The 23,194-nt window shown below is 67.7% G+C and carries 18 protein-coding genes; 9 read left to right on the plus strand and 9 right to left on the minus strand.

The annotated features are described in order from the left end of the window. Positions 1-36 precede the first annotated feature (36 nt). The 3 genes from D187_RS50590 to D187_RS30580 form a co-directional block, all read right to left on the minus strand. On the minus strand, positions 37-2,886 hold the full coding sequence (locus tag D187_RS50590; RefSeq protein WP_020918391.1) for a Kelch repeat-containing protein: 2,850 nt from the start codon (positions 2,884-2,886) through the stop codon (positions 37-39). Between the two features lie 141 nt (positions 2,887-3,027). Continuing rightward, positions 3,028-3,420, minus strand: a complete 393-nt coding sequence (locus D187_RS30575) for a DUF2750 domain-containing protein (RefSeq protein ID WP_002622589.1) — start codon at positions 3,418-3,420, stop codon at positions 3,028-3,030. Then, positions 3,410-4,417: an FAD-dependent oxidoreductase gene (locus D187_RS30580; protein WP_043432157.1), complete on the minus strand. Its 1,008-nt coding sequence runs from the start codon at positions 4,415-4,417 to the stop codon at positions 3,410-3,412. Before D187_RS30580 ends, D187_RS30575 begins: the two co-directional genes overlap by 11 nt. Before the next feature lie 130 nt (positions 4,418-4,547). Here D187_RS30580 and D187_RS30585 point away from each other — a divergent pair, with 130 nt between their 5' ends. The 4 genes from D187_RS30585 to D187_RS30600 all read left to right on the plus strand — a co-directional run bounded on the left by D187_RS30585 (position 4,548) and on the right by D187_RS30600 (position 7,660). Next, positions 4,548-4,916 carry an Hpt domain-containing protein gene (locus D187_RS30585; protein WP_002622592.1) on the plus strand — a complete coding sequence of 123 codons (369 nt, stop codon included), beginning with the start codon at positions 4,548-4,550 and terminating at the stop codon, positions 4,914-4,916. Positions 4,917-5,022: 106 nt separating this feature from the next. Beyond that, positions 5,023-5,301 carry a DUF485 domain-containing protein gene (locus D187_RS30590; protein WP_002622594.1) on the plus strand — a complete coding sequence of 93 codons (279 nt, stop codon included), beginning with the start codon at positions 5,023-5,025 and terminating at the stop codon, positions 5,299-5,301. A gap of 18 nt (positions 5,302-5,319) precedes the next feature. Further along, positions 5,320-6,921, plus strand: coding sequence for a sodium:solute symporter family transporter (locus tag D187_RS30595; protein WP_002622595.1), 1,602 nt, complete (start codon positions 5,320-5,322; stop codon positions 6,919-6,921). Between the two features lie 199 nt (positions 6,922-7,120). Next, the gene (locus D187_RS30600) at positions 7,121-7,660 is read left to right on the plus strand and encodes an NUDIX domain-containing protein (RefSeq protein WP_002622597.1); all 540 of its coding nucleotides are present in this window, start codon (positions 7,121-7,123) and stop codon (positions 7,658-7,660) included. A 9-nt stretch (positions 7,661-7,669) separates the two neighbouring features. Here D187_RS30600 and D187_RS30605 read toward each other — a convergent pair whose 3' ends face one another. Next, positions 7,670-8,590: a LysR family transcriptional regulator gene (locus D187_RS30605; protein WP_002622599.1), complete on the minus strand. Its 921-nt coding sequence runs from the start codon at positions 8,588-8,590 to the stop codon at positions 7,670-7,672. 74 nt (positions 8,591-8,664) lie between these two features. Here D187_RS30605 and D187_RS30610 point away from each other — a divergent pair, with 74 nt between their 5' ends. The 3 genes from D187_RS30610 to D187_RS30620 all read left to right on the plus strand — a co-directional run bounded on the left by D187_RS30610 (position 8,665) and on the right by D187_RS30620 (position 11,688). Then, positions 8,665-9,897: an MFS transporter gene (locus tag D187_RS30610; protein WP_002622600.1), complete on the plus strand. Its 1,233-nt coding sequence runs from the start codon at positions 8,665-8,667 to the stop codon at positions 9,895-9,897. A gap of 33 nt (positions 9,898-9,930) precedes the next feature. After that, positions 9,931-10,962 (plus strand): aldo/keto reductase, encoded by a 1,032-nt coding sequence (locus D187_RS30615; protein WP_002622602.1) that lies wholly within the window; start codon positions 9,931-9,933, stop codon positions 10,960-10,962. Between the two features lie 123 nt (positions 10,963-11,085). Beyond that, positions 11,086-11,688 (plus strand): hypothetical protein, encoded by a 603-nt coding sequence (locus tag D187_RS30620; RefSeq protein ID WP_002622604.1) that lies wholly within the window; start codon positions 11,086-11,088, stop codon positions 11,686-11,688. Between the two features lie 4 nt (positions 11,689-11,692). Here the strand turns inward: D187_RS30620 and D187_RS30625 are convergent, their stop codons facing one another. Then, positions 11,693-12,886 carry a GNAT family N-acetyltransferase gene (locus D187_RS30625; protein WP_002622606.1) on the minus strand — a complete coding sequence of 398 codons (1,194 nt, stop codon included), beginning with the start codon at positions 12,884-12,886 and terminating at the stop codon, positions 11,693-11,695. A 157-nt stretch (positions 12,887-13,043) separates the two neighbouring features. Between D187_RS30625 and htpG the strand changes: the two genes are divergently transcribed. Next, positions 13,044-15,023: a molecular chaperone HtpG gene (htpG, locus tag D187_RS30630; RefSeq protein ID WP_002643356.1), complete on the plus strand. Its 1,980-nt coding sequence runs from the start codon at positions 13,044-13,046 to the stop codon at positions 15,021-15,023. Between the two features lie 33 nt (positions 15,024-15,056). Beyond that, positions 15,057-16,643: an HsdM family class I SAM-dependent methyltransferase gene (locus tag D187_RS30635; protein ID WP_002643357.1), complete on the plus strand. Its 1,587-nt coding sequence runs from the start codon at positions 15,057-15,059 to the stop codon at positions 16,641-16,643. A gap of 246 nt (positions 16,644-16,889) precedes the next feature. Here D187_RS30635 and D187_RS30640 read toward each other — a convergent pair whose 3' ends face one another. The 4 genes from D187_RS30640 to D187_RS30655 all read right to left on the minus strand — a co-directional run bounded on the left by D187_RS30640 (position 16,890) and on the right by D187_RS30655 (position 23,183). Then, complete coding sequence (locus tag D187_RS30640) at positions 16,890-19,841, minus strand: hypothetical protein (RefSeq protein WP_155893702.1); 2,952 nt, start codon at positions 19,839-19,841, stop codon at positions 16,890-16,892. Between the two features lie 399 nt (positions 19,842-20,240). Then, entirely contained in the window at positions 20,241-20,558 is a 318-nt protein-coding gene (locus D187_RS30645; protein ID WP_155893704.1) for a hypothetical protein, read from the minus strand. A gap of 134 nt (positions 20,559-20,692) precedes the next feature. Continuing rightward, entirely contained in the window at positions 20,693-22,462 is a 1,770-nt protein-coding gene (locus D187_RS30650) for a M48 family metalloprotease (protein ID WP_043432164.1), read from the minus strand. A 43-nt stretch (positions 22,463-22,505) separates the two neighbouring features. After that, a complete protein-coding gene (locus D187_RS30655; RefSeq protein WP_155893706.1) occupies positions 22,506-23,183 on the minus strand; it encodes a hypothetical protein in 678 nt (225 codons plus the stop codon). Positions 23,184-23,194 lie beyond the last annotated feature (11 nt).

Here is a 23,194-nt window from a genome sequence, read left to right on the forward strand (position 1 = left end):
ACGGCGGCCCACCCCGCCCTCCCGGGCTCCTCGCGACTACAGGCCGCGCGGGTCGTAGTACTCGCTCGAGGCCTGGTCGTGGTTGCTCGCTCCGCCCACCGCGAGCACCGTGCCGTCGCGCAGCAGCGTCGCCGTGTGCCGGTAGCGGTCCACGTTCATCCTGGACGTCACCGACCACGTGCCCGTCGCCGGGTCGTAGCGCTCGGAGGCGTACTGGATGCCCAGGAACTGGTGGTAGCCACCGGCCACCAGCACCTCGCCATTGTCGAGCAGCGTGGCCGTGTGCCAGCGGCGCGGCGACTTCATGCCGCCGGTGGGCAGCCACGCGCGCGTGGCCGGGTCATACAGCTCCGCCGAGGCGCTCAGGGCGATGTCGATGCCCGCCCCGCCCACCACCAGCACCCGGCCATTGGGCAGCAGGGTGGCCGAGTGCCAGGCACGGCCCGTGCTCAGGCTCCCCGCGCTCGTCCACGTGCCCGTCGCCGGATCATAGAGTTCGGCGCTGGAGAGCAGCGCGTCATCCTCCACGTTGTCATCCGGCTGCTCGCTGCCTCCCGTCACCAGCACCTTGCCATCGGGCAGCACGGTCATGGTGTGGAAGCCACGCGCCTGGGCGAGGCCGCCCGTGGCGGACCACACGCCCGTGGCCGGGTCATACAGCTCCGCCGAGCTCAGCGCGGGGCCGCGCGACTCCGTGCCGAATCCACCCGCCACGAGCACCCGACCATCGTTGAGCAACACGGCGGCATGGTAGAAGCGCCGCGCGGTGAGCGAGCCGGTGGCCAGCCACCCGCCCGACGCGGGAGCGTAGAGTTCGGCGGAGGGCTTGTTGGTGGAGCCCGAGCCCCCCGCGATGAGCACGCGGCCATCGCGCAGCCGGGTGGCGGTGTGGCCGCGGTGGGCGCTCTGGGTGCTCCCCGTGGGGGACCACGTCTTGGTGAACGGATCATACAGCTCGGCGGTGGAGTTGAAGCCACCGGCCGCCAGCACCCGGCCATCCTCCAGCAGGGTCGCGGTGTGGGACAGGCGTGGCAGCGCCATGCTGCCCGTGGGAATCCACCCGCCCTGGGGAACCTCCTCGCACGCGGGGCTCGGCACCACCGTGATGGTCCGCGTCACCGTGCTGGTGAGGCCCACCGAGTCCGTCGCCGTGTACGTGAGGGGGTAGGTGCCCGGCACCCGGGTGTTGACCGTGCCCGAGCGCGTCACCTGCCGCCCACCCGAGCACTCGTCGTAGGCCATGTAGCCCTGCTCCACGAAGTTCTCGCCACACGGCAAGGTGACGGAGGTGGAGCCGAAAAGGCTGAGCATCGGGCGCCGGGTGTCGACCACCGTCGCGGTGTACGAGCAGGAGAACTCGTTGCGGGACGGATCCCGCGCGGTGTACGTCCGCCGGGTGGTGCCCAGCGGATAGAAGTTGTTGGAGGGGCCGATGACATCGGCGATGCCGCAGTTGTCCTGGGTGGACTGGGGCGGATACACCCCGAAGAGGCCGCCGCTGTAGCACTCGGCCGTGAAGTCCCCCGGGCACTCCATGGTCGGCGGGGTGGTGTCCACGGCGGAGACCGTGGCCGTGCAGCTCGAGCTCAGGCCCGCCGTGTCCGTGCAGGTGAGCGACACGTGCGTGGTGCCCGGGCCGAAGCTCACGAGGCTCTGCGTGCACTCCTTCAGGTTGCCATCCGGATCATACGAGCCCGAGTCCACCGAGCCGCTCGCGCCGCAGGTGGGGCCCACCGCCAGCGTCAGGTCCCTGCACTGCGCCACCGGAGCACGGTTGGCGGGAGTGACGGAACGGCACGAGGCGCTGCAGGTGCCCGAGCCGTTGGCGGCCCCCGTGTCACACTGCTCGCCCGGATCCACCACGCCATCGCCACACCAGTGCGTGCGGCACACCGACGAGCACGGCGTGCCCGGCATGCCATTGCGCTCGCCCGTGTCGCACTGCTCGGGGTACTGCACCACCCCGTCCCCGCAGCGCACCGGCGCCGCTCCGCGCACCAGCACGTACGGCACGCCACGCGAGCCATCCGCGAAGTCCCGGGAGCCCGGCCAACGAGCCCGGAAGGGCTCATCCCGCGCGATGACGAGGGGGGTGAAGTTCGCCTCGGGATAGGAGACGAACGCCTCGTGCACCGAGCAGCCCCAGTTGGACAGCACGCCGTCCGTCAGACCATTGAGGGCCTCGTGCGAGGCGACGATGTGCGCGTCGTTGTAGCAACCCACGCCCGTCACCACGAAGGAGCCGAAGGGATCGAGCACCGGGACCGGGACGGGGACGATGGGCAGCGGGTCCGGCGTCTTGGGCGGCTCCACGTGGTAGTAGCAGCTCAGGCTGATGTACATGCCCGTCTTGCCCGGCTGGGCGGCGGCGAACTTCACGGCGTTGAGGGTGACCTGATCGTCCGCCTTGCCGTGGTAGACGGGATCCGTTCCCACGATGATGACGTTGCCGTCGACCACCGGGCCCCAGAGGTGCTTGGTGCTCTCGGCGGCCGCCATGCGGCCCACATCCGTCTTGCAGGAAGGGTCTCCCAGGATGATGGCGCGGTAGGAGGCGAAGTCCGCGGAGCCCAGGGACATCCAGCGCGCCCGGTCGAAGACATCCACCTGATAGCCCAGCGCCCGGGCCTTCCGCTCCTCGATGCTGTCGCCCGCCCGGAGGATCTCCACCGTGTCGCGCAGGATGAGCACCTTGTCGCCGCTGACCAGGCCCTGGGGCCGGGTGCTCGCTCGCGGGGAGACCGCGCCCGGCTCGGACGCGGGCGGCTCGCCGTCCAGTTCCGACAGGGACTCGCCACCACAGGCCGCGAACACCAGCACGCACGCGGCCATCCACGCGCGCATCGGGATGCCGCGACACCTCTCCAGGTGAAGCTCGGATTGCATTGATAGAACTCCGTCTCGAAGCGTCGCGCACGAGGCCACCCGCCGCCTGGCGGCAATCGCGCTCGTCACGCCCGCTGTGCCCCGACGGAGAGGGCACGCGGTTATTCATTCAACGCGCGCGAAACCCGCGAGCGGGGCCCGTCAGGCCAGGGGGGCCCGGACCGAGCGCAGGGCGTCGATCAGCTCACGCGCCGAGGCCGGATGGCCCTGCCCCTGCGGGGTGAAGAAGATGCCCACCGGCATCCCCTCCTGCTCCAGTTGGGGCAGCACGCTCTCGAGCAGATCCTGCAACGGGATGGCGCGCGGCTTGAAGCCGGACCACAACCGCGTGGCACACAGCTCGGCGAACTCGGGTGCCGGCCAGAGGGGCAGCACGTCCCGCCCGGCGTCGTCGAGCGCGAGTGCCCATCCCTCCCCATCCAGGCCCCACACCTCTCCCGACTCCGTCACGCGCTGAAGGAAGTACGCGTAGCGCCGTGCGGCGGGCAACCGCAGCACGGCTTCGATTCGTTCCTGATTCTGCTCACGTTCCATCCGAACTCCCCGTGATCGAAGGATTTGCAACGGGTCCGACATGCGCCGTTTCCTGCCGGGCCCGCTCCAGGAGCGAGACGCCCTCCTCGGCACAGCCCCACGACAGTGTCACACCCGACCCCCCATGCCCGTAATCATGGAGGACGAGGCGTCCCCCGTGGCGCTCCACCTCGAGGCGCACCGAGGGCCGCCCGGGCCGCAACCCCACCCGGTGCCCGAGCACGTGCAGGCGGGTACCCGTGGGCAACAGCCGCGCCGCGCGCTCGAGGATCGCCTCGGCCTGGGCGGGCTCGGGCTCCAGCGAGGCGCGTCCCTCCTCGGCCGTTCCTCCGAGGATGCACTCCTCCCCACGGGGAATGACGTAGGTCATCCCCCGGGTCTCGTCTTCATCGAGCAGGAAGCGCGGCTCGCCGAGCGGCGCCACGCGCACCACCTGGCCCCGGATGGGGACAAGCGACGTGTCCCCCACCAGCGAGCGCGAGCCCAGACCGGTGCAGTTGACCACCTGGTCGGACTCGGCCCACGCCTCCTCCAGGGAGCGCACCTCGCGCTGGACGACACGCCCCCCCAGGCCCCGGAAGCGCTCCATCAGATAGGGGAGGTAGCGCGACATGTCGATGACGGGCACCTCGAAGACGAAGCCATCCGCGTACCCCGGACGCAGCTCCTCCGGGGTGGCGTGGCGGAAGCGCGACACACAGGGGCGCCACCACGGATCGGCCGCCGGCTCACGCCGCAGCTCGAGCCCGGGGATACAGCGCACGCCCGTGCCCGGCTGCCTGGCCAGCTCGCTCAGCACCTCGAAGGTGCGGGCCCCCCAGCGAGTGACGCGCTCCTGGGGAAACGCGCGGTAGGGATACCAGATGGCCGCCGCGACATCCGACGTGGTGTTGGGCGAAAGCTCACGCGCCCAGAGGTCCACCAGGTACCCGGCTTCCAGCAGCCGGACACCACAGGACAGCCCGGAGACTCCACCACCAAGGACGATGACACGCATGGGAGGCACAGGAGAAAGCCATCCCCGTTCTATCGCGGTGGGGCTGGGGAGGCGAAGACCCCCCCTCCCGTCCCAAGTTGGAAAATACGGAAGTTGGGCGTCCCGGAAGGCTGGGGCACAATGGCCCCCCATGGAGCAGCAGGCCCTCGCGCTGGATGTGCGGCAACTGGAGAAGTTGAGTGTGCTGCAGGACGAGGACGCCCCCAATCTGGTGGCGGAAATGGCCCAGGGCTACCTCGCCCGTACCCCCGCCAGGCTCTCGCGGCTGCGCGAGTTGCTGGCGGCGGGCAATGCCGGGCTGCTCGCGAACGAGGCCCACGGCCTGGCCACGGCCAGCGGGATGTTCGGCATGATGCGGGTGCGCCAGCATTGCAAGGCGCTGGAGAACCTCGCGCGAGGCCCCAGCCTGGAGGGCGCGGAGGGGCTTGTCACCCAGGTGGAGCAGGCCTACGCCGAGGCCCGGCCCCTCCTCATGGTCGAGCTGAAGCTGCGCGACTGAGCGCCCGCCGTCGACTTCGACACACGGCGTCGTGGGTCCATGTGGGCACGGTCCAGCGCCAACGTGCTCTACTGGCGTTCCACCCCAGCAGGAGAACGCCGCAAGCATGCAGCAAACCCCCCAATCGCGAGAACTCGAGGTCCTGGCCGCGGCACGCTGGCGCGTGGCCGCCGTCCTCACCACGGCCACGCTCGTGTCCTATTTCGGCTTCATCCTGCTCGTGGCCTACAACAAGCCGCTGATGGGCCAGCAGCTCGTGCCGGGACTGTCGGTGGGCATCCTCCTGGGAGCGCTCGTCATCATCGCCGCGTGGACCTTCACGGGCGCCTACGTCTGGTGGGCCAACGGCCGCTACGACAAGACCATCCGCCAACTGCGCCGCTGACCGAGGACCCCTTCCGCCATGAATCAGGCAACGACAACGATTGGCCAGGCGAATACCACCGCCATCATCTTCTTCCTCGCCTTCGTGAGCCTCACGCTGGGCATCACCTACTGGGCGGCGCGCCGCACCAAGACGACCTCGGAGTTCTTCGCCGCGGGTGGCGGAGTGAGCGCCGTGCAGAACGGCTTCGCGCTCGCCGGTGACTTCATGAGCGCCGCGAGCTTCCTGGGCATCGCGGGGCTGGTGGCCCTCTCGGGCTTCGATGGCCTCATCTACTCGGTGGGCTGGCTGGTGGGCTGGCCGGTGATGACGTTCCTCATCGCCGAGCCCCTGCGCAACCTGGGCAAGTACACCTTCGCGGACGTGGTGGCCTACCGGCTCAAGCAGACGCCGGTGCGCCTGGCGGCCGCGGTGGGCACGCTCACCGTGGTGAGCTTCTACCTCATCGCGCAGATGGTGGGCGCCGGCAACCTCATCCGGATGATGTTCGGCCTGTCCTACGAGACCGCCGTGCTCATCGTCGGCGGGGTGATGATCCTCTACGTGCTCTTCGGCGGGATGATCGCCACCACGTGGGTGCAGATCGTCAAGGCGGTGCTCTTGCTCGCGGGTGCGAGCGCGCTCGCGTTGATGGTGCTCGCGCGCTTCTCCTACAACCCGCTGCTGCTCTTCCAGGAGGCGGTGAAGCAGTACGGGCCGGAGACGCTGGCGCCGGGCAAGCTCGTGTCCAACCCGCTGGAGACGGTGTCGCTGGGACTGGCGTTGATGTTCGGCACGGCGGGCCTGCCCCACATCCTCATGCGCTTCTACACGGTGCCCGACGCGAAGGCGGCGCGCGGCTCGGTGTTCTACGCGACGGGGCTCATCGGCTACTTCTACCTGGTGACGTTCATCCTCGGCTTCGGCGCCTCGGTGATCGTGGGCCGGAGCACCATCACCCAGGTGGACAAGGGCGGCAACATGGCCGCGACGCTCCTGGCCGAGGCCGTGGGTGGCACGCCGTTCCTCGGCTTCATCTCCGCGGTGGCCTTCGCCACCATCCTCGCGGTGGTGGCGGGGCTCACGCTGTCGGGCGCGGCGGCGCTGTCGCATGACCTGTGGACGCACGTGGTGCGCAAGGGCCAGTCGCCCGAGCACGAGCAGTTGCGCGTGGCGCGCATCGCGAGCCTCGGGCTGGGCATGCTCGCCATCGTGCTGGGCCTGCTGTTCAAGGGGCAGAACGTGGCGTTCATGGTGGGCCTGGCGTTCGCCATCGCCGCGAGCGCCAACTTCCCCGCGCTGCTGCTGTCCATGGCGTGGAAGAACTTCACCACGCGCGGCGCGGTGGCGAGCATGCTGACGGGCTCGGTGAGCGCGGTGCTCCTCATCTTCCTGTCGCCCACGGTGCAGGTGGAGATGCTCGGCCGGCCCGAGGCCCTCTTCCCGCTGAAGAACCCGGGCCTGGTGACCATGCCCCTGGCCTTCCTGGTGGGCTGGGTGGTGTCGATTCTGTCGCCCGAGCCCGAGGCGGCCCAGCGCTTCGCCGAGGTGCGCCACCGCATGCACATGGGCAAGGAGGAGGACACCGTGGCCCCCGCGGCCCCGGCGGCGCCCGTGGTCCCCGCGACGCCCCACAACTGACGGGAGGAGGTGAGCCCTCCAGCAGAGAGGAGTTCCTCCTGGAGGGCTGTTTCCCAAAGCCCCCGTGGCTGGTCGCGGCGATCTGGGGCTTCAACTTCGTCGTCATAAGGAGGGCTGCCTCGCTGGTCATCCAGTCCCTCAGCAAGGGGTGACCGGGAAGCCGTTCGCCCCAGGCTCTCTTTCGGAGCACACTGGGGCCATGGCCATCGAGACACTCTCTTCGAAAGAGGTCTACCGGAACCGCTGGATGACCGTGCGCGAGGACGCCATCCGCAGACAGGACGGCACGAGCGGCATCTACGGTGTCGTCCACAAGCCGGACTTCACGCTCGTCATCCCCTACGAGAACGGCGCGTTCCACCTGGTGGAGCAGTACCGCTACCCCGTGAAGGGACGCTACCTGGAGTTCCCCCAGGGCTCCTGGGAGGAGCAGGCGGATGCGCCACCCGAGACCGTCGCCGCGGGCGAGCTCCAAGAGGAGACCGGGCTGGTCGCCGGACGCATGACGTACCTCGGGCACATCTTCAACGCCCCCGGATACTCGACGCAGGGCATGCACGTCTTCCTCGCCGAGGAGCTGTCCCCGGGCCCCCAGCGCCTGTCCGCCGAGGAGGGCGACCTCGTGGTCACCCGGGTCACCGTCGAGGAGTTCGAGGCGCTCGTCCTCGAGGGCCGCATCAAGGATGCATCCAGCATCTCGGCCTATGGCCTGCTGCGCATGAAGAAACGCCTGCCGTAACCCACCCCATCACTTCGCCAGGGCGCGCTCCCACGGTGGGTTGTCGCCGAAGCGTTCCGCGAGGAAGTCGACGAACGCGCGCACGCGCGGCGGCACCATGCGCCGCTGTGGCATGACCGCGTGGATGCCCGTCTCCGGAAGCGTGTAGCCCGGGAGCACCACCCGCAGCCGTCCCGCGCGCAGGTCGTCCGCGATGTGCCAGATGGAATGAATGGCGATGCCCTCGCCGGCGACGGCGGCATCACGCAGCAGCTCGCCGAAGTTGCTCTCCAGGCGTCCACGTACGCGCACGTCGACGCCACGGCCCGTGGCATCGAGCAGATGCCAGGTGTCCTGCCGTCCCTTCGCGCCGAACAGCAAGAGACAATCATGTGCCGCCAGATCGTCGGGCGAGCGCGGAGTACCGCGACGGCGAAGATAGGCAGGCGAGGCACATAGCACGCGCCGGTTGTTCGCGATGCGGCGCGCGACGAGGCTGGAGTCGCCGAGCGCGCCGATGCGAATCGCGAGATCAAAGCCCTCGCTCACCAGGTCCACGAACTGGTCGCTCAAGTGCACGCTCAGCCGCACCCGTGGATGCCGCGCCATGAACGCGGGCAGTAATGGCGAGACATGCATGCGCCCGAACGAGGCCGACGTCGCCACGCGCAACGTGCCCGCGACTTCCGCACCCGAGCGGCGCAGGCTGTCTCCCAAGGCTTCGAGGTCCTCGACCAACGGGCGCCCCTGCTCGGCGAGCAGCGCTCCTTCCAGCGTGGGATGCAGGCGGCGGGTCGTGCGATGCAGCAGGCGCACACCCAGGTCTCGCTCCAGGCGCTTCAAACGCAGGCTGGCCACCGCGACCGAGAGGTCGAGGCTCCTGGCGGCGGCACTGATCGAGCCCAGGTCGAGCACGCGCAGGAAGAGGTGGATGTCAGCGACGCGATCCATTCTCAAGATTCTATTGAGACTGAATCAAGATAGCGGCGGTTTTTGAAAAATATCCGCTTGCCTAGCTTCTCCGCATGACTCCCGCTCCATCCCCCACACGCCTGCCCCTGACGCTCTACGCCCTCACCGTCGGCGCATTCGGAATCGGCACGACGGAATTCGTGATCATGGGTCTCCTCCAGCAGGTCGCCGACGACCTGCACGTCGGCATCGCCACCGCTGGCCTGCTGATCTCGGGCTACGCGCTCGGGGTCTTCGTCGGCGCACCGCTGCTCACGCTCGCGACCGGCCGCATGCCGCGCAAGGCCGTGCTGGTCGCGCTGATGGGGGTGTTCACGCTCGGCAACCTCGCCTGCGCGCTGGCACCCGACTACACGCTGCTGATGATCGCACGCGTCGTCACGTCGCTGGCGCATGGCACCTTCTTCGGCGTGGGCTCCGTCGTGGCGACCAGCATGGTGGCGCCGGAACGCAAGGCCTCGGCGATCTCGATCATGTTCACCGGGCTGACCGTCGCGACGCTGCTGGGCGTGCCCACCGGCGCGCGGCTCGGGCTGGACTTCGGCTGGCGCGCGACATTCTGGGCCGTCACGGCGATCGGCCTCGTCGCCACCGGGGTGATCGCCTTGCTGGTGCCGCACACTCGCAACGACGATGCCACGCCCACGTCTCGCGCGATACTGAGCGCGATCGCGCGTCCGCAGGTGGTGCTCGGGCTCGTGATGACGGTGCTCGGCTTCGCTGGCGTGTTCGCGGTGTTCACCTATATCCAGCCCTTGCTCACGCGGATCTCCGGATTCACGCAAGGCGCGGTGTCGCCCATCCTGCTCGTGTTCGGCGGCGGCATGATCCTCGGCAACCTGCTCGGCGGACGCCTGGCCGACCATCGCCTGATGCCCGCGGTGTTCGGCACCCTGGCGGCGCTCGCGGGGGTGCTGTTCGCGATGACGTTCGCGCTGCGCGTCCCGATCGCCGCGATCGCCTTCGTTGGCGTGTTCGGTGCCGCGGCCTTCGCGACGGTGGCACCCCTGCAGATGCGCGTGCTGCGGAAGGCCGAGGGCGCGGGCCAGAGCCTGGCCTCGAGCCTCAACATCGCCGCGTTCAATCTCGGCAACGCGGTCGGCGCGTGGATGGGCGGCGTGGTGATCGACCATGGCCCCGGGCTCGGCGCGGTGACCTGGACGGCCGCGTTGTTGCCCCTCGCGGGCCTCGTGGTGGCGGCCTGGAGCCATGCGCTCGATGCGCGCGAAGGCGGCGCCGCGCTTCATGCCACGCCCCTGTCCACCACACCTGGCCGGGCGAACTGATCTTCTCCCACATCCCCATCATCGGAGGCATTCATGGAGTACCGCTTTCTCGGCGCGTCTGGCTTGAAGGTCCCGGCGCTCGGTTTCGGCGTCGGCACGTTCGGCGGCAAGGGCCCGTTGTTCAGCGCGTGGGGCAACACCGATGTCGCGCAGGCCACCCGCCTCATCGACATCTGCCTCGACGTCGGCGTGAACCTCTTCGACACCGCGGACGTCTATTCCGATGGCGCCTCCGAGTCGATCCTCGGCGCGGCGCTCAAGGGACGGCGCGACCGGGTGCTGCTGTCCACGAAAGTGTCACTGCGCGCGGGCGAGGCGCCCAATGACGTGGGTTCATCCCGGCACCATCTCATCGGCGCGGTCGACAAGGCCTTGCGGCGCCTGGGCACCGACTACATCGACCTGCTGCAACTGCACGCCTTCGATGCGATGACCCCGGTCGAGGAAACGCTGTCGACCCTGGATGGCCTCGTGCGCGCGGGCAAGCTGCGCTACCTCGGTGCGTCGAACTTCTCCGGATGGCAGCTCATGAAGTCGCTCGCGGTCGCCGATCGTCGCGGCTACTCGCGCTATGTCGCCAACCAGGCGTACTACTCGCTGATCGGACGTGACTACGAATGGGAACTGATGCCGCTCGGCATCGACCAGGGAATTGGCGCGGTGGTGTGGAGCCCGCTCGGTTGGGGACGGCTCACCGGGAAGATCCGCCGGGGCCAGCCCCCGCCCGAGGGCAGCCGGCTGCACGACACCGCCAGCTTCGCGCCTCCGGTCGACGAAGAGCGTCTGTATCGCGTCGTCGACGCGCTCGATGCGGTCGCGAAGGAGACGGGCAAGAGCGTGCCGCAGATCGCGTTGAACTGGTTGCTGCGGCGTCCCACCGTCTCCACGGTCCTCATCGGTGCGCGCAACGAGGAACAACTGCGCCAGAACCTCGGGGCGATCGGCTGGACCCTGACGCCCGAACAGCTCGCCCGGCTCGATGCCGCCAGCGCCGTCACCCCGCCCTACCCCTACTATCCTTATTGGAACGGGCAGTTCGCCGAGCGCGGCCCCATTCCCATCTGACGGCCCATGACCCTCCAGGCGGGCGAGGGAGCCCCACCTCCAGTGCTCCTTCCCGGCGCGCGGGCGCTACACAGCCCCCGCGGGGCTGTCTACCCTGACATGCAGGGCAAGGGGAGTCGAACCATGGGCGTCCGTACCGAGCATGACGCGCTGGAGCTCATCCACCAGCGGAGGGTCATCACCGAGGTTCCCGCCATGGGAACCACCTCGCTCGTCGAGGCCGTGGCCGGAGGCCCGGTGAGCGGGAGCTGGCGCGCGCACGCCAAGGGCCGGTTGATGTACCGGCTGGGCCGCATCTTGAGGGCCTCGCACGACGTGCTCTCCGTGCGGCTCGTCGAGGGCAAGGTGGCCTTCGTGGACACCTCGCTGTGGCCCGCGGTGTACCGCGTGGCCATGGAGCCCTCGCGCCGCCGCCGCTCATTGGAGGGCCTGTCCCCCCAGGCCCGCGCCCTGCTCACCGCCGTGGAGCGCGACCGGGAGGTGCGTCTGGACAAGGAAGGCGAGTGGACCAAGGCCCGCGAGGCCCTGGAGGAGCGGTTGCTCGTGCACGCCTCCGAGGCCCAGGAGCCCGATGGACACTACGTCGTCGTCCTGCGCTCCTGGCGCGACTGGGTGTCGCCCACCATCGAGCACGCCGCGAAAACCCTCTCCTACGAGGACGCCCTCGAGCGGCTGCGAGAGCACTGCGGCGGAGCCCCCGCGGGACTCGGCTCCTGGGTGCCCTGATGTCCTAGAACATGTCGGGCATCGCCGGAGGCGTTCCGGAGAAGAGCGCCTCGGCTGTACGCAGGGTGGTGTCATCGGCCTCCAGGACTCCGGCGAGCTGGAGCGCGGCGGGTGACAGGAAACCGCCGTAGAGCGCGGCGAGCGCCCGGACATGCAGCTTCATGTCCCCCTCGCCGCCGGGACGCACCTGGGCCTCGCCCTCCTCCACCTCCAGGACGAAGCGGCCCTGGTTCTCCGGGAAGAGGTCGTCCACCACCTCCAGGTGCAGCGCCCCCGAGAGCCCGGGAGGGTAGCCCCGGGCCTGGAGCGCGCCGGGCACATCCAGCACGCGCAGCATCCAGTAGTCGCCCAGCTTCACCTGGTAGGACTGCTCGCGCAGCAGGAAGAGGAGCGGATGGACCGGCCCCCCTCGCCAGATGACCTCGGCGGCCAGGGAGCGATGGTCTCCGAGGAAGCTCAACAGCCGGCGCCCCGCGGCTGGAGTGAGCGCCACGAAGTCGGTGAGGCGCAGCTCCTGCTTGTGGCCAAAGGCCGAGAGGTTGTGGCGCGACAGGAACAGGTAGCCCTCCACGCCGGAGGCTCCTTCCACCAGGTAGCCATAGGCGTTCTGCCCGCGGGGCTGCCGGACGCGGTTCCAGATGTACGGGCCGCGATCGAGCCACCCCATCTGCTTTCGCGCATGACGCAGGTAGACGTCGTGGAGGGCGGGCATGTCGGCCGCATCCACCGGCCGCAGCGCGAGCGTCCGCTCCTGGAAGTCGACTCCGGACAGTTGCAGGCGGTGCTCGAAGCACGCTCCCGCCTGCTCGAAGCCCACGCGCCGGTAGAGCGGTTGGGTGGACGGGTAGAGACCCGCGAGGACATGGCCCTCGGCGCGCAGCTCCCGGAGGACCTGGCTCATGAGGCGGACCCCCGTGCCCTGCCCCCGGCGGGCGGGCGCCACCCCCACCCCCGCGATGCCGCCCAGCGACACCCGGCGCCCCCCCCACCACTGCCCCATGGGGATGAGGGCGGCCGTGGCGGCCACCGCCCCCCCTTCCCTCAGCAGCCTCAGCCTGGCCCCCCCCTCCTCCACCCGGCGCAGCCAGCCGAGCGTGAATTCCGAGGTCATGGCGAACGCCTGGGACAGAATGTCGTCCGCCGAGGCCAGTTCCCGCTCATCCCGCGGGGCTCCGAAGTCCACTACGGCCGCTTCCATGAAGGTCTCCTGGGTGTCGTGAAGGGGGGTGCAGCCTAGAACACACGCCCCCCGCCCGCCCTCCTGACGAGCGGACGCCGTGCTGGACAAGCCACCCCCCATGGTTAAAGGGAAGGACGTTCGCGTCCCGTTCACCGGACGCCCTCGGAGGAACCCCATGTCCGTCGACTCCCAGCGGGAGACCCACCACTTCCAGGCGGAGATCAACCAGCTCCTCAACCTGGTCATCAATTCGCTCTACAGCCACAAGGAGATCTTCCTGCGCGAGCTGGTGTCGAACGCCTCGGACGCGCTCGACAAGCTGCGCTTCCGCTCGGTCACCGAGCCGGAGCTGCTCGGAGGAGAGTCCGCGCTCGAAATCCACATCATCCCGGACGCGGACAAGGGCACGCTGACGCTGGAGGACACCGGCATCGGCATGACGCATGACGAGCTGGTGAAGAACCTGGGCACCATCGCCCACTCCGGCTCGCGCGAGTTCCTGGACATGGTGGCCCAGCGCGGCCAGAAGGACGTCAACCTCATCGGCCAGTTCGGCGTGGGCTTCTACAGCGCCTACCTCGTGGCCGACCGCGTCGAGGTGGTCAGCCGAGCCGCGGGGCAGACCCAGGCCTGGCGCTGGACGTCGGATGCCAAGGGCTCCTTCACCGTGGAGCCCGCCGAGCGCTCCACCCGCGGCACCTCCATCACCCTGCACCTCAAGGAGGAGCAGAAGGAGTTCCTCGGCGAGTGGCGGCTGCGCGAGCTCATCAAGCAGTACTCGGACTACGTGAGCCACCCCATCCACCTGGAGGTGAAGAAGACCACCGGCGAGGGCGCGGACGCCAAGACCGAGACGAAGCGCGAGGTGGTCAACAAGGCGAGCGCCCTGTGGCAGCGCGCCAAGAGCGAGATCACCGACGAGCAGTACCAGGAGTTCTACAAGCACCTGTCGCACGACTGGGAGGCGCCGCTCGCGTGGACGCACTTCCGTACCGAGGGCAACCAGGTCTTCACCGGCCTGCTCTTCGTGCCCAAGCACCCGCCGTTCGACCTGAACAGCCAGGAGCAGCGCGGGGTGCGGCTGTTCGTCAAGCGCGTGCTCATCATGGACCGCTGCGAGGAGATGCTGCCGCAGTGGCTGCGCTTCGTGCGTGGCGTGGTGGACTCGGATGATCTGCCGCTCAACGTGTCGCGCGAGCTGCTCCAGGACTCGGCCGTGGTGCAGGGCATCCGCAAGCACGTCACCAAGAAGACGCTGGACATGCTGGAGAAGCTCGCCAAGGACAAGCCCGAGGACTACCGCACGTTCTGGCAGGCCTTCGGCCCCGTGCTCAAGGAAGGGCTCGCGGTGGACCAGGAGTACCGCGAGAAGATCGGCTCGCTCCTGCGCTACGAGAGCTCGCGCGAGGAGGGCCTCACCTCGCTCGCCGACTACGTGTCGCGGATGAAGGAGGGCCAGGAGGCCATCTATTACGTCTTCGGCGAGACGCGGAAGGCCGTGGTGGACTCGCCGCACCTCGAGGCGCTCAAGAAGCGCGGCTACGAGGTGCTGTACATGACGGACCCGGTGGACGAGTGGGCCAGTCAGGGCCTCAAGGACTTCCAGGGCAAACCCCTGGTGTCGGCGATGCACGCGGACCTCAAGCTCAAGGAGACGGACGAGGAGAAGCGCGAGAAGGAGGAGCGCGCCAAGGGCCTGGGGCCGCTCGCCGAGAAGATGAAGGAGGTGCTCAAGGAGCAGGTGCGCGAGGTGCGCGCGTCGGACCGCCTCACCGACTCGCCCTGCTGCCTGGTGGTGCCCGAGGGCGGCTCGCACGCGTTCGTGGAGCGGCTCTTGCGCGAGCGCGGCCGGAGCGTGCCGCGCGCCAAGCGCATCCTGGAGGTCAATCCCCAGCACCCCATCATCCAGCACCTGAGCGCCCTGCAGCAGAAGGAGCCCGGCTCGGAGCAGCTCAAGGAGTGGGTGGAGATGCTCTACGATCAGGCGCTGCTCACCGAGGGCAGCAGCGTGGAGGATCCCAACCGCTTCGCCCGGCGCATGACGGCGCTGATGACCCAGTTGGCGCAGGGCGGCACCCCTTCCGCTCCCCCCGAGGGCAACCACGCGGCGGCGCCCACCACGAGCACCCAGGCGACGCCCACCGCGAGCGCCTGAGCCTCCACCCGTAGTAAAAGGGGGCACACCGAGATGCCTCGTGCCCCCTCCGCGCCGCCTCCCGTCCTCGACGAGGAGGCGCTCGTCCACCAGTTCCCCGGAATCGACCGGCGCGCGCTGGGCGCCTTCTACACGCCGGCGCCCCTGGTGGAGCGCACCCTGGCCCTCGCCCTCGCGCACGCGGGGGACGGGCCGCTCGCGGTGGTGGACCCGGCCTGTGGCGCGGGGGCATTCCTCTCGGCCGCGGCGCGGGCCCGGCCCGAGGCCCATCTGGCTGGCCTGGAGCTGTCCCCCGACGTGGCCCGAGCCTGTCAGGCGCGCCTGCCGCTCGTGGACATCCAGCAGGGAGATGCGCTGCGCGGGGGGCTCGAGCCGCTGCTCTCCCGCGTGCCGTCCACCCACCGCGAGCTGTGGCTCGGCAATCCGCCCTACAACGGCACGTCGGCGCTGCTGAAGGACCGGGCCGCGTATGAGCGCCTGCGGGCCCTGCTGCCGCTCTCGCTGCCACCGGGCACGAGCCTGCGCGACGACTTCGCCTTCTTCCTGCTGCTCGCGGCGCACCGGCTCGCCTCACGCCCCGGGGTGCTGGCCTTCATCACCCCCACGAGCCTCCTGGACGCCTTCCTCTACGCGCCCCTGCGCGCCACGCTGCTGCGCACGCTGTGCCTGCGCGAGGTGGTGGAACTGGGCCCGGGTGCCTTCGTGGGCACGCAGGTGCGCACCTGCATCACCGTGTGGACCTCGCCTCCCGAGCCGCGCGTCCCGGCCCTCTACACGCCATTCACCGCCATGGGTCCGGCACGCGCGCAGACCTTCGTGCCCGAGGCGCCCGAGTGGCGCTTGCAGCCCACGCCCGCCGAGGCCACCGAGCTGGACGCACGTTGGCGCGCCGAGGGCGAGCCGCTCACCACGCTCGTGCCGGTGAGCCTGCCTGGCGTGAAGACGCGCTTCGATGAACTGCTGGTGGACGAGGACGCGAGCAGGCTGCTCGCGCGGCTCGAGGACTTCGCGCGCACGCCCCTGGAGGAGCTCGCGGCGTTCGCCCGGGCATGGAACATCCCCGAGTCCCTGCTGCCCAAGCTGCGCGCGCTGAAGGAAGGCCCTGCCTTCACGGTGGAGGCCGCGTGTGTCCGGCCATTCTTCCGCTACGCGGGAGCACGGCATCGGGGACAGGTGCCCGCGGAGGCGCGTGCCTTCTGCTACCTCGATCGGCGATTGATTCCTCGTGGCGACCACCGGCTGCGGGGGCCGTGGGATCCGCACCGGGGCGAGGTGAAGCTGCTCTTCAACGTCCGCGAGCTGCCCCTGTCCGCCGCGCTCCTGGAGGAAGAGGGCTGCGTGCATGACCACCGGCATGCCCGCTTCGCGCCCCTGTTCGTCCCCCAGCGGCTCCGGGACGAGGGGCTCGGGCTCACCCGGATCGTGCGATCCACCGAGGAACTGGGTCCCCTCGTGCCCAATCTCTCACCTCGAGGACTGGCCTGGGCGGAGCGATGCGGAGGGCCGCTCGCCGCCTTTCAGGCACTCGTGCGCTTCCTCAACGGACCCGAGGTGCAGGGCTGCTGGGCGCCTGTCCATGGCGCCTCGCGCGTGGTCCCGGTGCCTTTGGATCGGACATGAAGTCGAATGGGCTTGCTCCGGTTACGTGGTTCTCTCGCAGTTTGTGTACATCCCACGCGCATTCGGCTGGCCACACAAGAGAAGCTCGCCTGCCCGCAGCTGGTGAAGCACATATAGTGTGGGAGAGCCGGGGCAGGCTCAGTATGCAGCCAGCATGTCCAACCGCATCGCCCGTTGTGCTGCATCGGATGCTCGGTTTGCCGGTGCTGCTGGAGAGGTGCCTGCCTACCCAAGTTCAACACCCTCTCAGTCCGTCGGATTCAGCGCTGAAGCCGTCCTCAGCGCCTGCTTCTCTCGATCGATCAGTTGAAGGACGAGGTAGTCTTGGAGTTCCTGCGAGTTCATGGGCGTCGGGCCCGCTGGGTCGACGCTCGAGCCGCCGAAGTACCGAGCGGCGCGCAGAAGTAGGCTAAGCTTATCCAAGCTCGCTGTGATGGCGCCGTCAGCGAAGACGGCCCGAGCGTAGTCGAGGTAGTGCTGCTCCGCTTGTTCGGCCAACGTCTCCTCAAGCGCCTGCTCGTAGGTGATCTCGGGAGAGCCGTCGACCAGTCGCCGGGTCTTATTGTCCTTCAAGAAGCTCGCGAGGGCCGAGCCCAGGTGCGGGAGCGCCGCAATCAGTTGGTCATCGGCGCCCGGGCAGCTCGACCGGATGGGTAGGGGATAGAGTTGGCGGAACGGCATTAGAATCGCCGCCTTGTTCGAGGCTTTCCGATTGTCGAACGGCAAGAAGCACTTGTTGAGCTGATCGTTGGTGTAGGCCACCGTCTCGCTGAAGCTCGCGGTGGGCGCCCGGTAGGCGGCGAGGTTCAGGCTCGCCACGAATCGGATCGAGTGCACCTGCTCGGTGTGGACGAAAAGCTCATGGTGGATGTGCCCATGGTGGCACTTCTCCCAGTCGGACCTAGCGTACTCGGGGTAGGGGCTGTAGTGGGCGCCGAAGTACTGCGGCGCCACGAAGCAGAAGCTGTTCTGAAAGGGCGGCCACGTGTTGTAGACCATGCCCAGCTCTTGGAGACGAGAGTTGACCGTGCCCATTCCCTCGTTTGTGTTGCCGATGCCAATGTTATCGTTCGTCCGCGCCGTGCTCGGCTCGTAGCAGATCGAGAACCCTGATTTGCTTATGCTGGTGAGGGCGACAAGGCTCGCCGGCACGGTTTCCGCCAAGCGCTTGCGGGAGACCGCGATCTGCGGGTAGCCAGACTGTGCGTTGCACGGCGAGACCCAGGCGTGCCCGCCAAGCCGCTTGGGGAAGATCGCCCGCGAGATCGGGTCCTTGGATGAGGCCGCCGCAGCGTAGTTCGCGAGCTTCTCGCGCATGTGGGCATTCCGCCCAAGGAAGGCAACCGGCGCATCGGCGGTATCGAGCCAGCCGATGTTGTCGGACTGCCCGCTGTAGAGATTGTAGAGGTGGCTCCCACCGGTAAAGGAGGCCGCCATCTTGCTCATGGCGAACGGCTCGTTCAGGACCGCAACCTCGCGCTGGTTGATCTCGTCGGCCGCAGTGACGATCTTGCCCGACGCATAGGATGCGGCCTTTTTGTCGACAGCGGCCAGCACCGCGTCGAGTTCCTGGCTGTAGAGCCCGTTGAGCTTCGCCACGAATGCGGGCGACGATAGCGCGGCGATCAACTGCTTGTTGCCTTCCTCGAAGCTGGTGATGCGGGCCTCGACGTTCCGTGCCGCGTCCTTGGTGCGCAGCTCAGGGTTGTAGGCCACGAGGAGGCGGAAGCGGCGGGCGATCATATCGAGCGTCGGGCGGTGCGCCGGCGTCACCGAGAGCGGTGCGTCGGCGAGGCCATTGTACTCTCCGAGAAGCTTCGCAATCTGCTCCTCATAGCCCGCGTACTCATCGAGTGCGTACGCAGTCCCGATGAGGCGCTGGTTCTCCGTCGTCGTGAACTCGTGGACGAGCCCCGCGTAGGTCGCCACGCAGGCGTCGCGCTTGGCCGTCTGGAAGACGTTGAAGTCCTTGAGGCACGCCTCGTCGTAGTAAATCACCTTCTGTATGAATGCCGCGTTGGCCGCAAGTTGGTCGGCGCGACGGGCTCGCATCAAATCGTCCCTGAGGGCGCGCACGTCCTGACTGTAGGCGTCGAGCTTGACCAGGACGATCTCGTTGGCCTGGAGCAGCTCGGAAAACTTCCCCATGATGCGGACTTCGGTCTCCGAGATATGCGTGCTGAGTTCGGAGAATCCCTGCTCGACGGAAAACTGAAGAGCAGCGATCTGCTTGGAAATCTGTTTCAGCATCGCCATGATCTGCAGGCTCTCGCTCTTCTCCTGCTTGTCGAAGGCACTCGCGAGGACGAGAGCGCCGCCGATCGCCATGCCGTACGGCCCCACGACGCTGACATAGGTGGAGCTGTCCTGGAGGAGCGCCGCCGCCGTCGCGATCTGCGACACGCCGACCACGACCTGGGTCATCACGCGGGAGTCCCCGGCCGGCAGGATGCCCGCGCGCACGCCCAGACCGATCATCGACTGCGAGAAGAGCGCATACTCGCCGATAAGCTTCGCATTGCGCTCGCCCTGGCCAGGTCGACCGCTCTGGACGATCGCCACGATTTCCTTCATCCTCTCGTCGATCTTGGCGCCGAGGTTGGCTTCCGTCGCCCCGAGCTGGCTCTGCAGGAAGGCTTTTACCTCCGCGCTCTGCGCGTTGGTCGACTTGAGGAGCGCGATCATTGCCACGCCCTCGTTCATCGCGTCGCCCTCGCGGAGCTTCTGGTCGAGGAGGGACTGCTCCTCGGGGACGTTCGTCGTCTCGCGCATCTTCTGCAACTCGGCGCGCAACTCGCGCCAAGCCCGAACAACCGAGCTCGCCTGGGCGGCGCTCGGCGAGGCGATGGCCGTGAAGCCGGCGAATTCCGTCTTGTACGCGTCGAACTTATTCCGGACGCCGGCCTTGACCTCTTTTGTATAGAGGGAGGACGCGAGGCGAATGTCGACGAAGCTCACAAGATCGCCGTAGGGAAGGAGCTTGTTGATCGCGTACTTGCCCAGCGAGATGAGGCCGTTGTGGAAGCGGTCGACGGCGGCACGATCGCGCATCGCCTTCAGGGGATCGACCCGGGCATCCCTGCTCTCGGCTATCGTACAGTCCCGGTAGCGCGCCAAGGCTTGGTTGAAGGCTGGACCGGGCGCGCCGGTCGGCGGCAGGCAGGCAGCTGCGGCGGCTGAGCCCACGAGCGCGCCCATCCCAGCGAGCGAAATTCTAAAAGTGCGAAGATATGACATATTTCCTCCACAGGACCCACCACGAAGCCACGTCGATTTGTTTCGGGTTTGCAATGTAGTGTTTCTTTAGCGTCTGCCTCTGCGAGGTGTCGGCACAATATTTCGCGTTCTTCTTCACGTCCGGACCGCGAAATTCAAGCTCGGCATCTCGGAGGAAAGCCGTCTGACGTATAAAAAGGATAGATAGCCTATTGAGGAGCTGGCTAGAGCAGAGGGACCGAAGAGGGCCGCTGACAGGGGCCGGCCGAGCAGTGCGCCAAACTGGTGGAAAGGCCGAGTAGCCCCCTTGGGCACACACTCTCCGCCCGCGCGTTCATGTCCATCGCTGCCATTTCCTCCCTCGCGGCTGCAGACCCTTGCTCACGTCATGACAGGCTCGGGCGAGGACTTGCAGTTCCCCCAACACAGCCTTCGAGCCCACTCCAGTAGTCGGCCGACTTCGTCCGGGTATTCCACACCGATGAGTCGTACCTCGTGACCCGGCACCACGCCGGTCAGTTCCTCCAACCCGGCATCGCTGGCGGCAGCCACCAAGGTGAAGATCACCCGCAGCCTCTCTCCCTCCGGCAGGTCCAGGTAGTAGACCCCCAGAGCCGTCTCCAGAACGGCTGCCGCTACCGCATCCACCTCTCCCTGCGCATACGCCCCCGCCCCGTTGAGCAACACCACCACCGCCATGGTCTTCCCAAACGTACCCATTGCGCTCTCCCTCCGAAGTCGAACTCCTTGGCACCGGGCTTCCGTTGCTCGGCACAGCGCCTTCGAAAAGAGGAGGTCCAGCGAGCACGCGCCTTTTTCGGCGCTCAAGCCATCTACCCGCCGTCCGGTGCAACCTGCTCCCTGGTCGGGTCCGTGTTCCCCTCCCCGGTCCCCGCATCAGGGGGGGGCACCACTTCAGCACGCGCTCGCTCCTCCTCGCGACGCAGCCGTTCGAGTTGAAGTAGGGCCAGCTTTTGGGACATCTGGTCGATGCAGTCCAGCCGCTCCTCAAGGCTCATCTGTGCAAGCGCGCTTGCGGTCAGGACTTCGACATTGCAACGCGTCGCTGCACCGGCTCCGTGAGTGAGTTCGAGCCCAAGCAGAGCCTGCTCGGCTTTCTCGAGCGAATCGGACAGGCGTTGTGCACTTTGGGCGACCCGCCGGAGGGGCCCCGCGTCCGCAGTGCCTCCATCCCCATCCAGTCCCAGGTAGGCCGGCGCCGCCTCAATGCGCTCCCGGGTGAACTCCACCGCTTGGACTACACGATCCAGGGCACCGCCCGCCGGGAAGCTGCCGCCAGGTGCCGGAAGACCCAGGCCGGCATCAGAGCGCGCGAGCGTCAGGCCCTGCTCGAATTCCTCCAAGCCCTTCTTAAGGGAGGGCACGAGTCCTGAAGTTCCGATGGTGCCAGCCTTCTGAATGCCCAGCACGTCCTGAGCTTGAGCCAGTCCGCTGAGCAACGGCGCGCCCGAACCGCTGAGATCCTTCCTCAACAGGGCCGTCTCAGAGTAAAGCGAAGCAAGACCCCCGTCAGCCTGAACTCCGCCATCAGGCAGCACAAGGCCCAGGTTCGTGTGCGCATCGACTAGGCCTCGCTCCAAGCTGCCGCGAAGCGCGGCCACGGTGGTGAGCCCTGACTTCTCCGCATCAAGGCCCGCCACTATTTTGGCCAGCAGACTACGGATGTCGCGCACCTGAATGAAGAGCATGACCACGAGCAAGGCGCCGAAGAAGAAGGCACCCGAGGCTCCGATGAGTGCAACAAATTGCAACCGACTCTCCACTGCTGTTGAGAACTGACCGGCGGCAATGGCTTGGCGTCGGTGCCCGGACGGCGGATGGCTGGAGAAGGGAAAGACCCGGGTGCCATCGTCCAACGGAAGAGCACTCAGCATGGCCTCCGCGCTCAGCAGGCGCTCTGCTTGCTTGTCCGCAAGGTACTCCGCCCGTTGATGCCGATGCCTCTGCCACCCAGCAACGGGCACGAGCATCATCACGCCGATGACGCACGACACCGAGTGGAATAAGCCACCCGCAGCCTGGAAGCCATCGTCATCGAGCCCCATGGCGAGCAAAAGGGGCTTATGTCCCTGGAGGTCCCGCCCCATGAGCTTCAAGACAAGAGGCAACAGGCACGTGACGTAGAGCCAGGAGAAGAGAGTATCCGCCAGAAGCGCGCGAAGAGGGTCGCCTCGCGCTAGATGGGCAAGTTCGTGCGCGATGACGCCCTTGAGCCGCTTTTCAGTATTGTCTGACTCCTTGAGGCGGATCGCGCAACCCAGGTGGATGGAGCCCCTGCTATCGCTGTGGTGCCATCTACCTTTGATGATTGCGATGCGCTCCGGAGGAAGCGCAAGCCGCTCGCGAGCCAGTGTGGCGAGTTCCCTGAGTTCGGGCTCTTTCTCTTTATCGAGGGTCGATTGCTGGCGGCGCCGGACCACCAGGGCGGGGCTGAGAAGATGCCCCCCGACGAACACGCAAGAGAGTCCCAGGACGGCAATGAAGGTAGCCCAACTCTCCCAATGGAGCAACTGGGCAACCACGAACGCGCCGAGGACCAGGATGAATGGAAGTAGGACACGTGTGTTGAATCGTAGGCTCACGCGAACCCACTCTACATGAGAACCGGCCCACCCGTTCGTGGCTTCATTCCACCGTTAAGCGATATCCACAGAGATGCCTCAGCCCCAGATCGGGCCAGCTCTCGACGGGTGCGCTAAGCAGCGTGTCGTCAGGGGGCGCTAGTTGGTGGAAACCCGCAACAAGCGTGGTGAAGGTCCCCGATATTTCCGGAGCGGAATAAGGTACCGTCACGACAGGGTGAGCCTCATCGAGCAGAGCCCCTTCCACACGGAAGATGGTGTTGCCCCCATGCTCATGGACATTGATGAGAATGAAGTGCGTTGGCGCCTCGGAAGGACATTGCACTCGCAGAATCACCGGCTCGCAAGCACCCACGACAAGCGCTTGAGGAAAGAGCGTGCTCGTCAGCGTCGTGACGATACCCCCCGAAGAAAACGCGTTTCCGCCAGCCGAGGCGACTGCATCCAGAAGGACGTGCATCAGGCGTTCGAAAGCGCCCCTCACATGGGCATTCCGCGCCGAGCCAGGGAGTTCCACCGTGCAGGTGGCGCCACTGTTGAAACCGTCTCGCGCCAGCATGTCGCCCACGGAGAGCAGTTCCTCGGCGGATGCATCCCGCGAAGGAAGGAACAACAGGTCCACCGCTGTTTGAGTCCTGAGCAGCTCGAAGTCCGCATCCAGCTGTAACTGATCCGCTGTTTCAAGGGTCGAAGAAACAGGGTCGGGAAGGTGCTTGGACATGGGGGCCTCAC

Source organism: Cystobacter fuscus DSM 2262, from assembly GCF_000335475.2.
Classification (GTDB): Bacteria; Myxococcota; Myxococcia; order Myxococcales; family Myxococcaceae; genus Cystobacter; species Cystobacter fuscus.

Excerpts from the sequence above, each read along its gene's own strand:
- htpG (WP_002643356.1), top strand. The coding sequence starts at position 13,044 with ATGTCCGTCGACTCCCAGCGGGAGACCCACCACTTCCAGGCGGAGATC.
- D187_RS30640 (WP_155893702.1), bottom strand. The coding sequence starts at position 19,841 with ATGGGCGCGCTCGTGGGCTCAGCCGCCGCAGCTGCCTGCCTGCCGCCG.
- D187_RS30605 (WP_002622599.1), bottom strand. The coding sequence starts at position 8,590 with ATGGATCGCGTCGCTGACATCCACCTCTTCCTGCGCGTGCTCGACCTG.
- D187_RS30595 (WP_002622595.1), top strand. The coding sequence starts at position 5,320 with ATGAATCAGGCAACGACAACGATTGGCCAGGCGAATACCACCGCCATC.
- D187_RS50590 (WP_020918391.1), bottom strand. The coding sequence starts at position 2,886 with ATGCAATCCGAGCTTCACCTGGAGAGGTGTCGCGGCATCCCGATGCGC.
- D187_RS30600 (WP_002622597.1), top strand. The coding sequence starts at position 7,121 with ATGGCCATCGAGACACTCTCTTCGAAAGAGGTCTACCGGAACCGCTGG.
- D187_RS30645 (WP_155893704.1), bottom strand. The coding sequence starts at position 20,558 with ATGGCGGTGGTGGTGTTGCTCAACGGGGCGGGGGCGTATGCGCAGGGA.
- D187_RS30615 (WP_002622602.1), top strand. The coding sequence starts at position 9,931 with ATGGAGTACCGCTTTCTCGGCGCGTCTGGCTTGAAGGTCCCGGCGCTC.
- D187_RS30590 (WP_002622594.1), top strand. The coding sequence starts at position 5,023 with ATGCAGCAAACCCCCCAATCGCGAGAACTCGAGGTCCTGGCCGCGGCA.
- D187_RS30620 (WP_002622604.1), top strand. The coding sequence starts at position 11,086 with ATGGGCGTCCGTACCGAGCATGACGCGCTGGAGCTCATCCACCAGCGG.
- D187_RS30575 (WP_002622589.1), bottom strand. The coding sequence starts at position 3,420 with ATGGAACGTGAGCAGAATCAGGAACGAATCGAAGCCGTGCTGCGGTTG.
- D187_RS30655 (WP_155893706.1), bottom strand. The coding sequence starts at position 23,183 with ATGTCCAAGCACCTTCCCGACCCTGTTTCTTCGACCCTTGAAACAGCG.
- D187_RS30580 (WP_043432157.1), bottom strand. The coding sequence starts at position 4,417 with ATGCGTGTCATCGTCCTTGGTGGTGGAGTCTCCGGGCTGTCCTGTGGT.
- D187_RS30635 (WP_002643357.1), top strand. The coding sequence starts at position 15,057 with ATGCCTCGTGCCCCCTCCGCGCCGCCTCCCGTCCTCGACGAGGAGGCG.
- D187_RS30585 (WP_002622592.1), top strand. The coding sequence starts at position 4,548 with ATGGAGCAGCAGGCCCTCGCGCTGGATGTGCGGCAACTGGAGAAGTTG.
- D187_RS30610 (WP_002622600.1), top strand. The coding sequence starts at position 8,665 with ATGACTCCCGCTCCATCCCCCACACGCCTGCCCCTGACGCTCTACGCC.
- D187_RS30625 (WP_002622606.1), bottom strand. The coding sequence starts at position 12,886 with ATGGAAGCGGCCGTAGTGGACTTCGGAGCCCCGCGGGATGAGCGGGAA.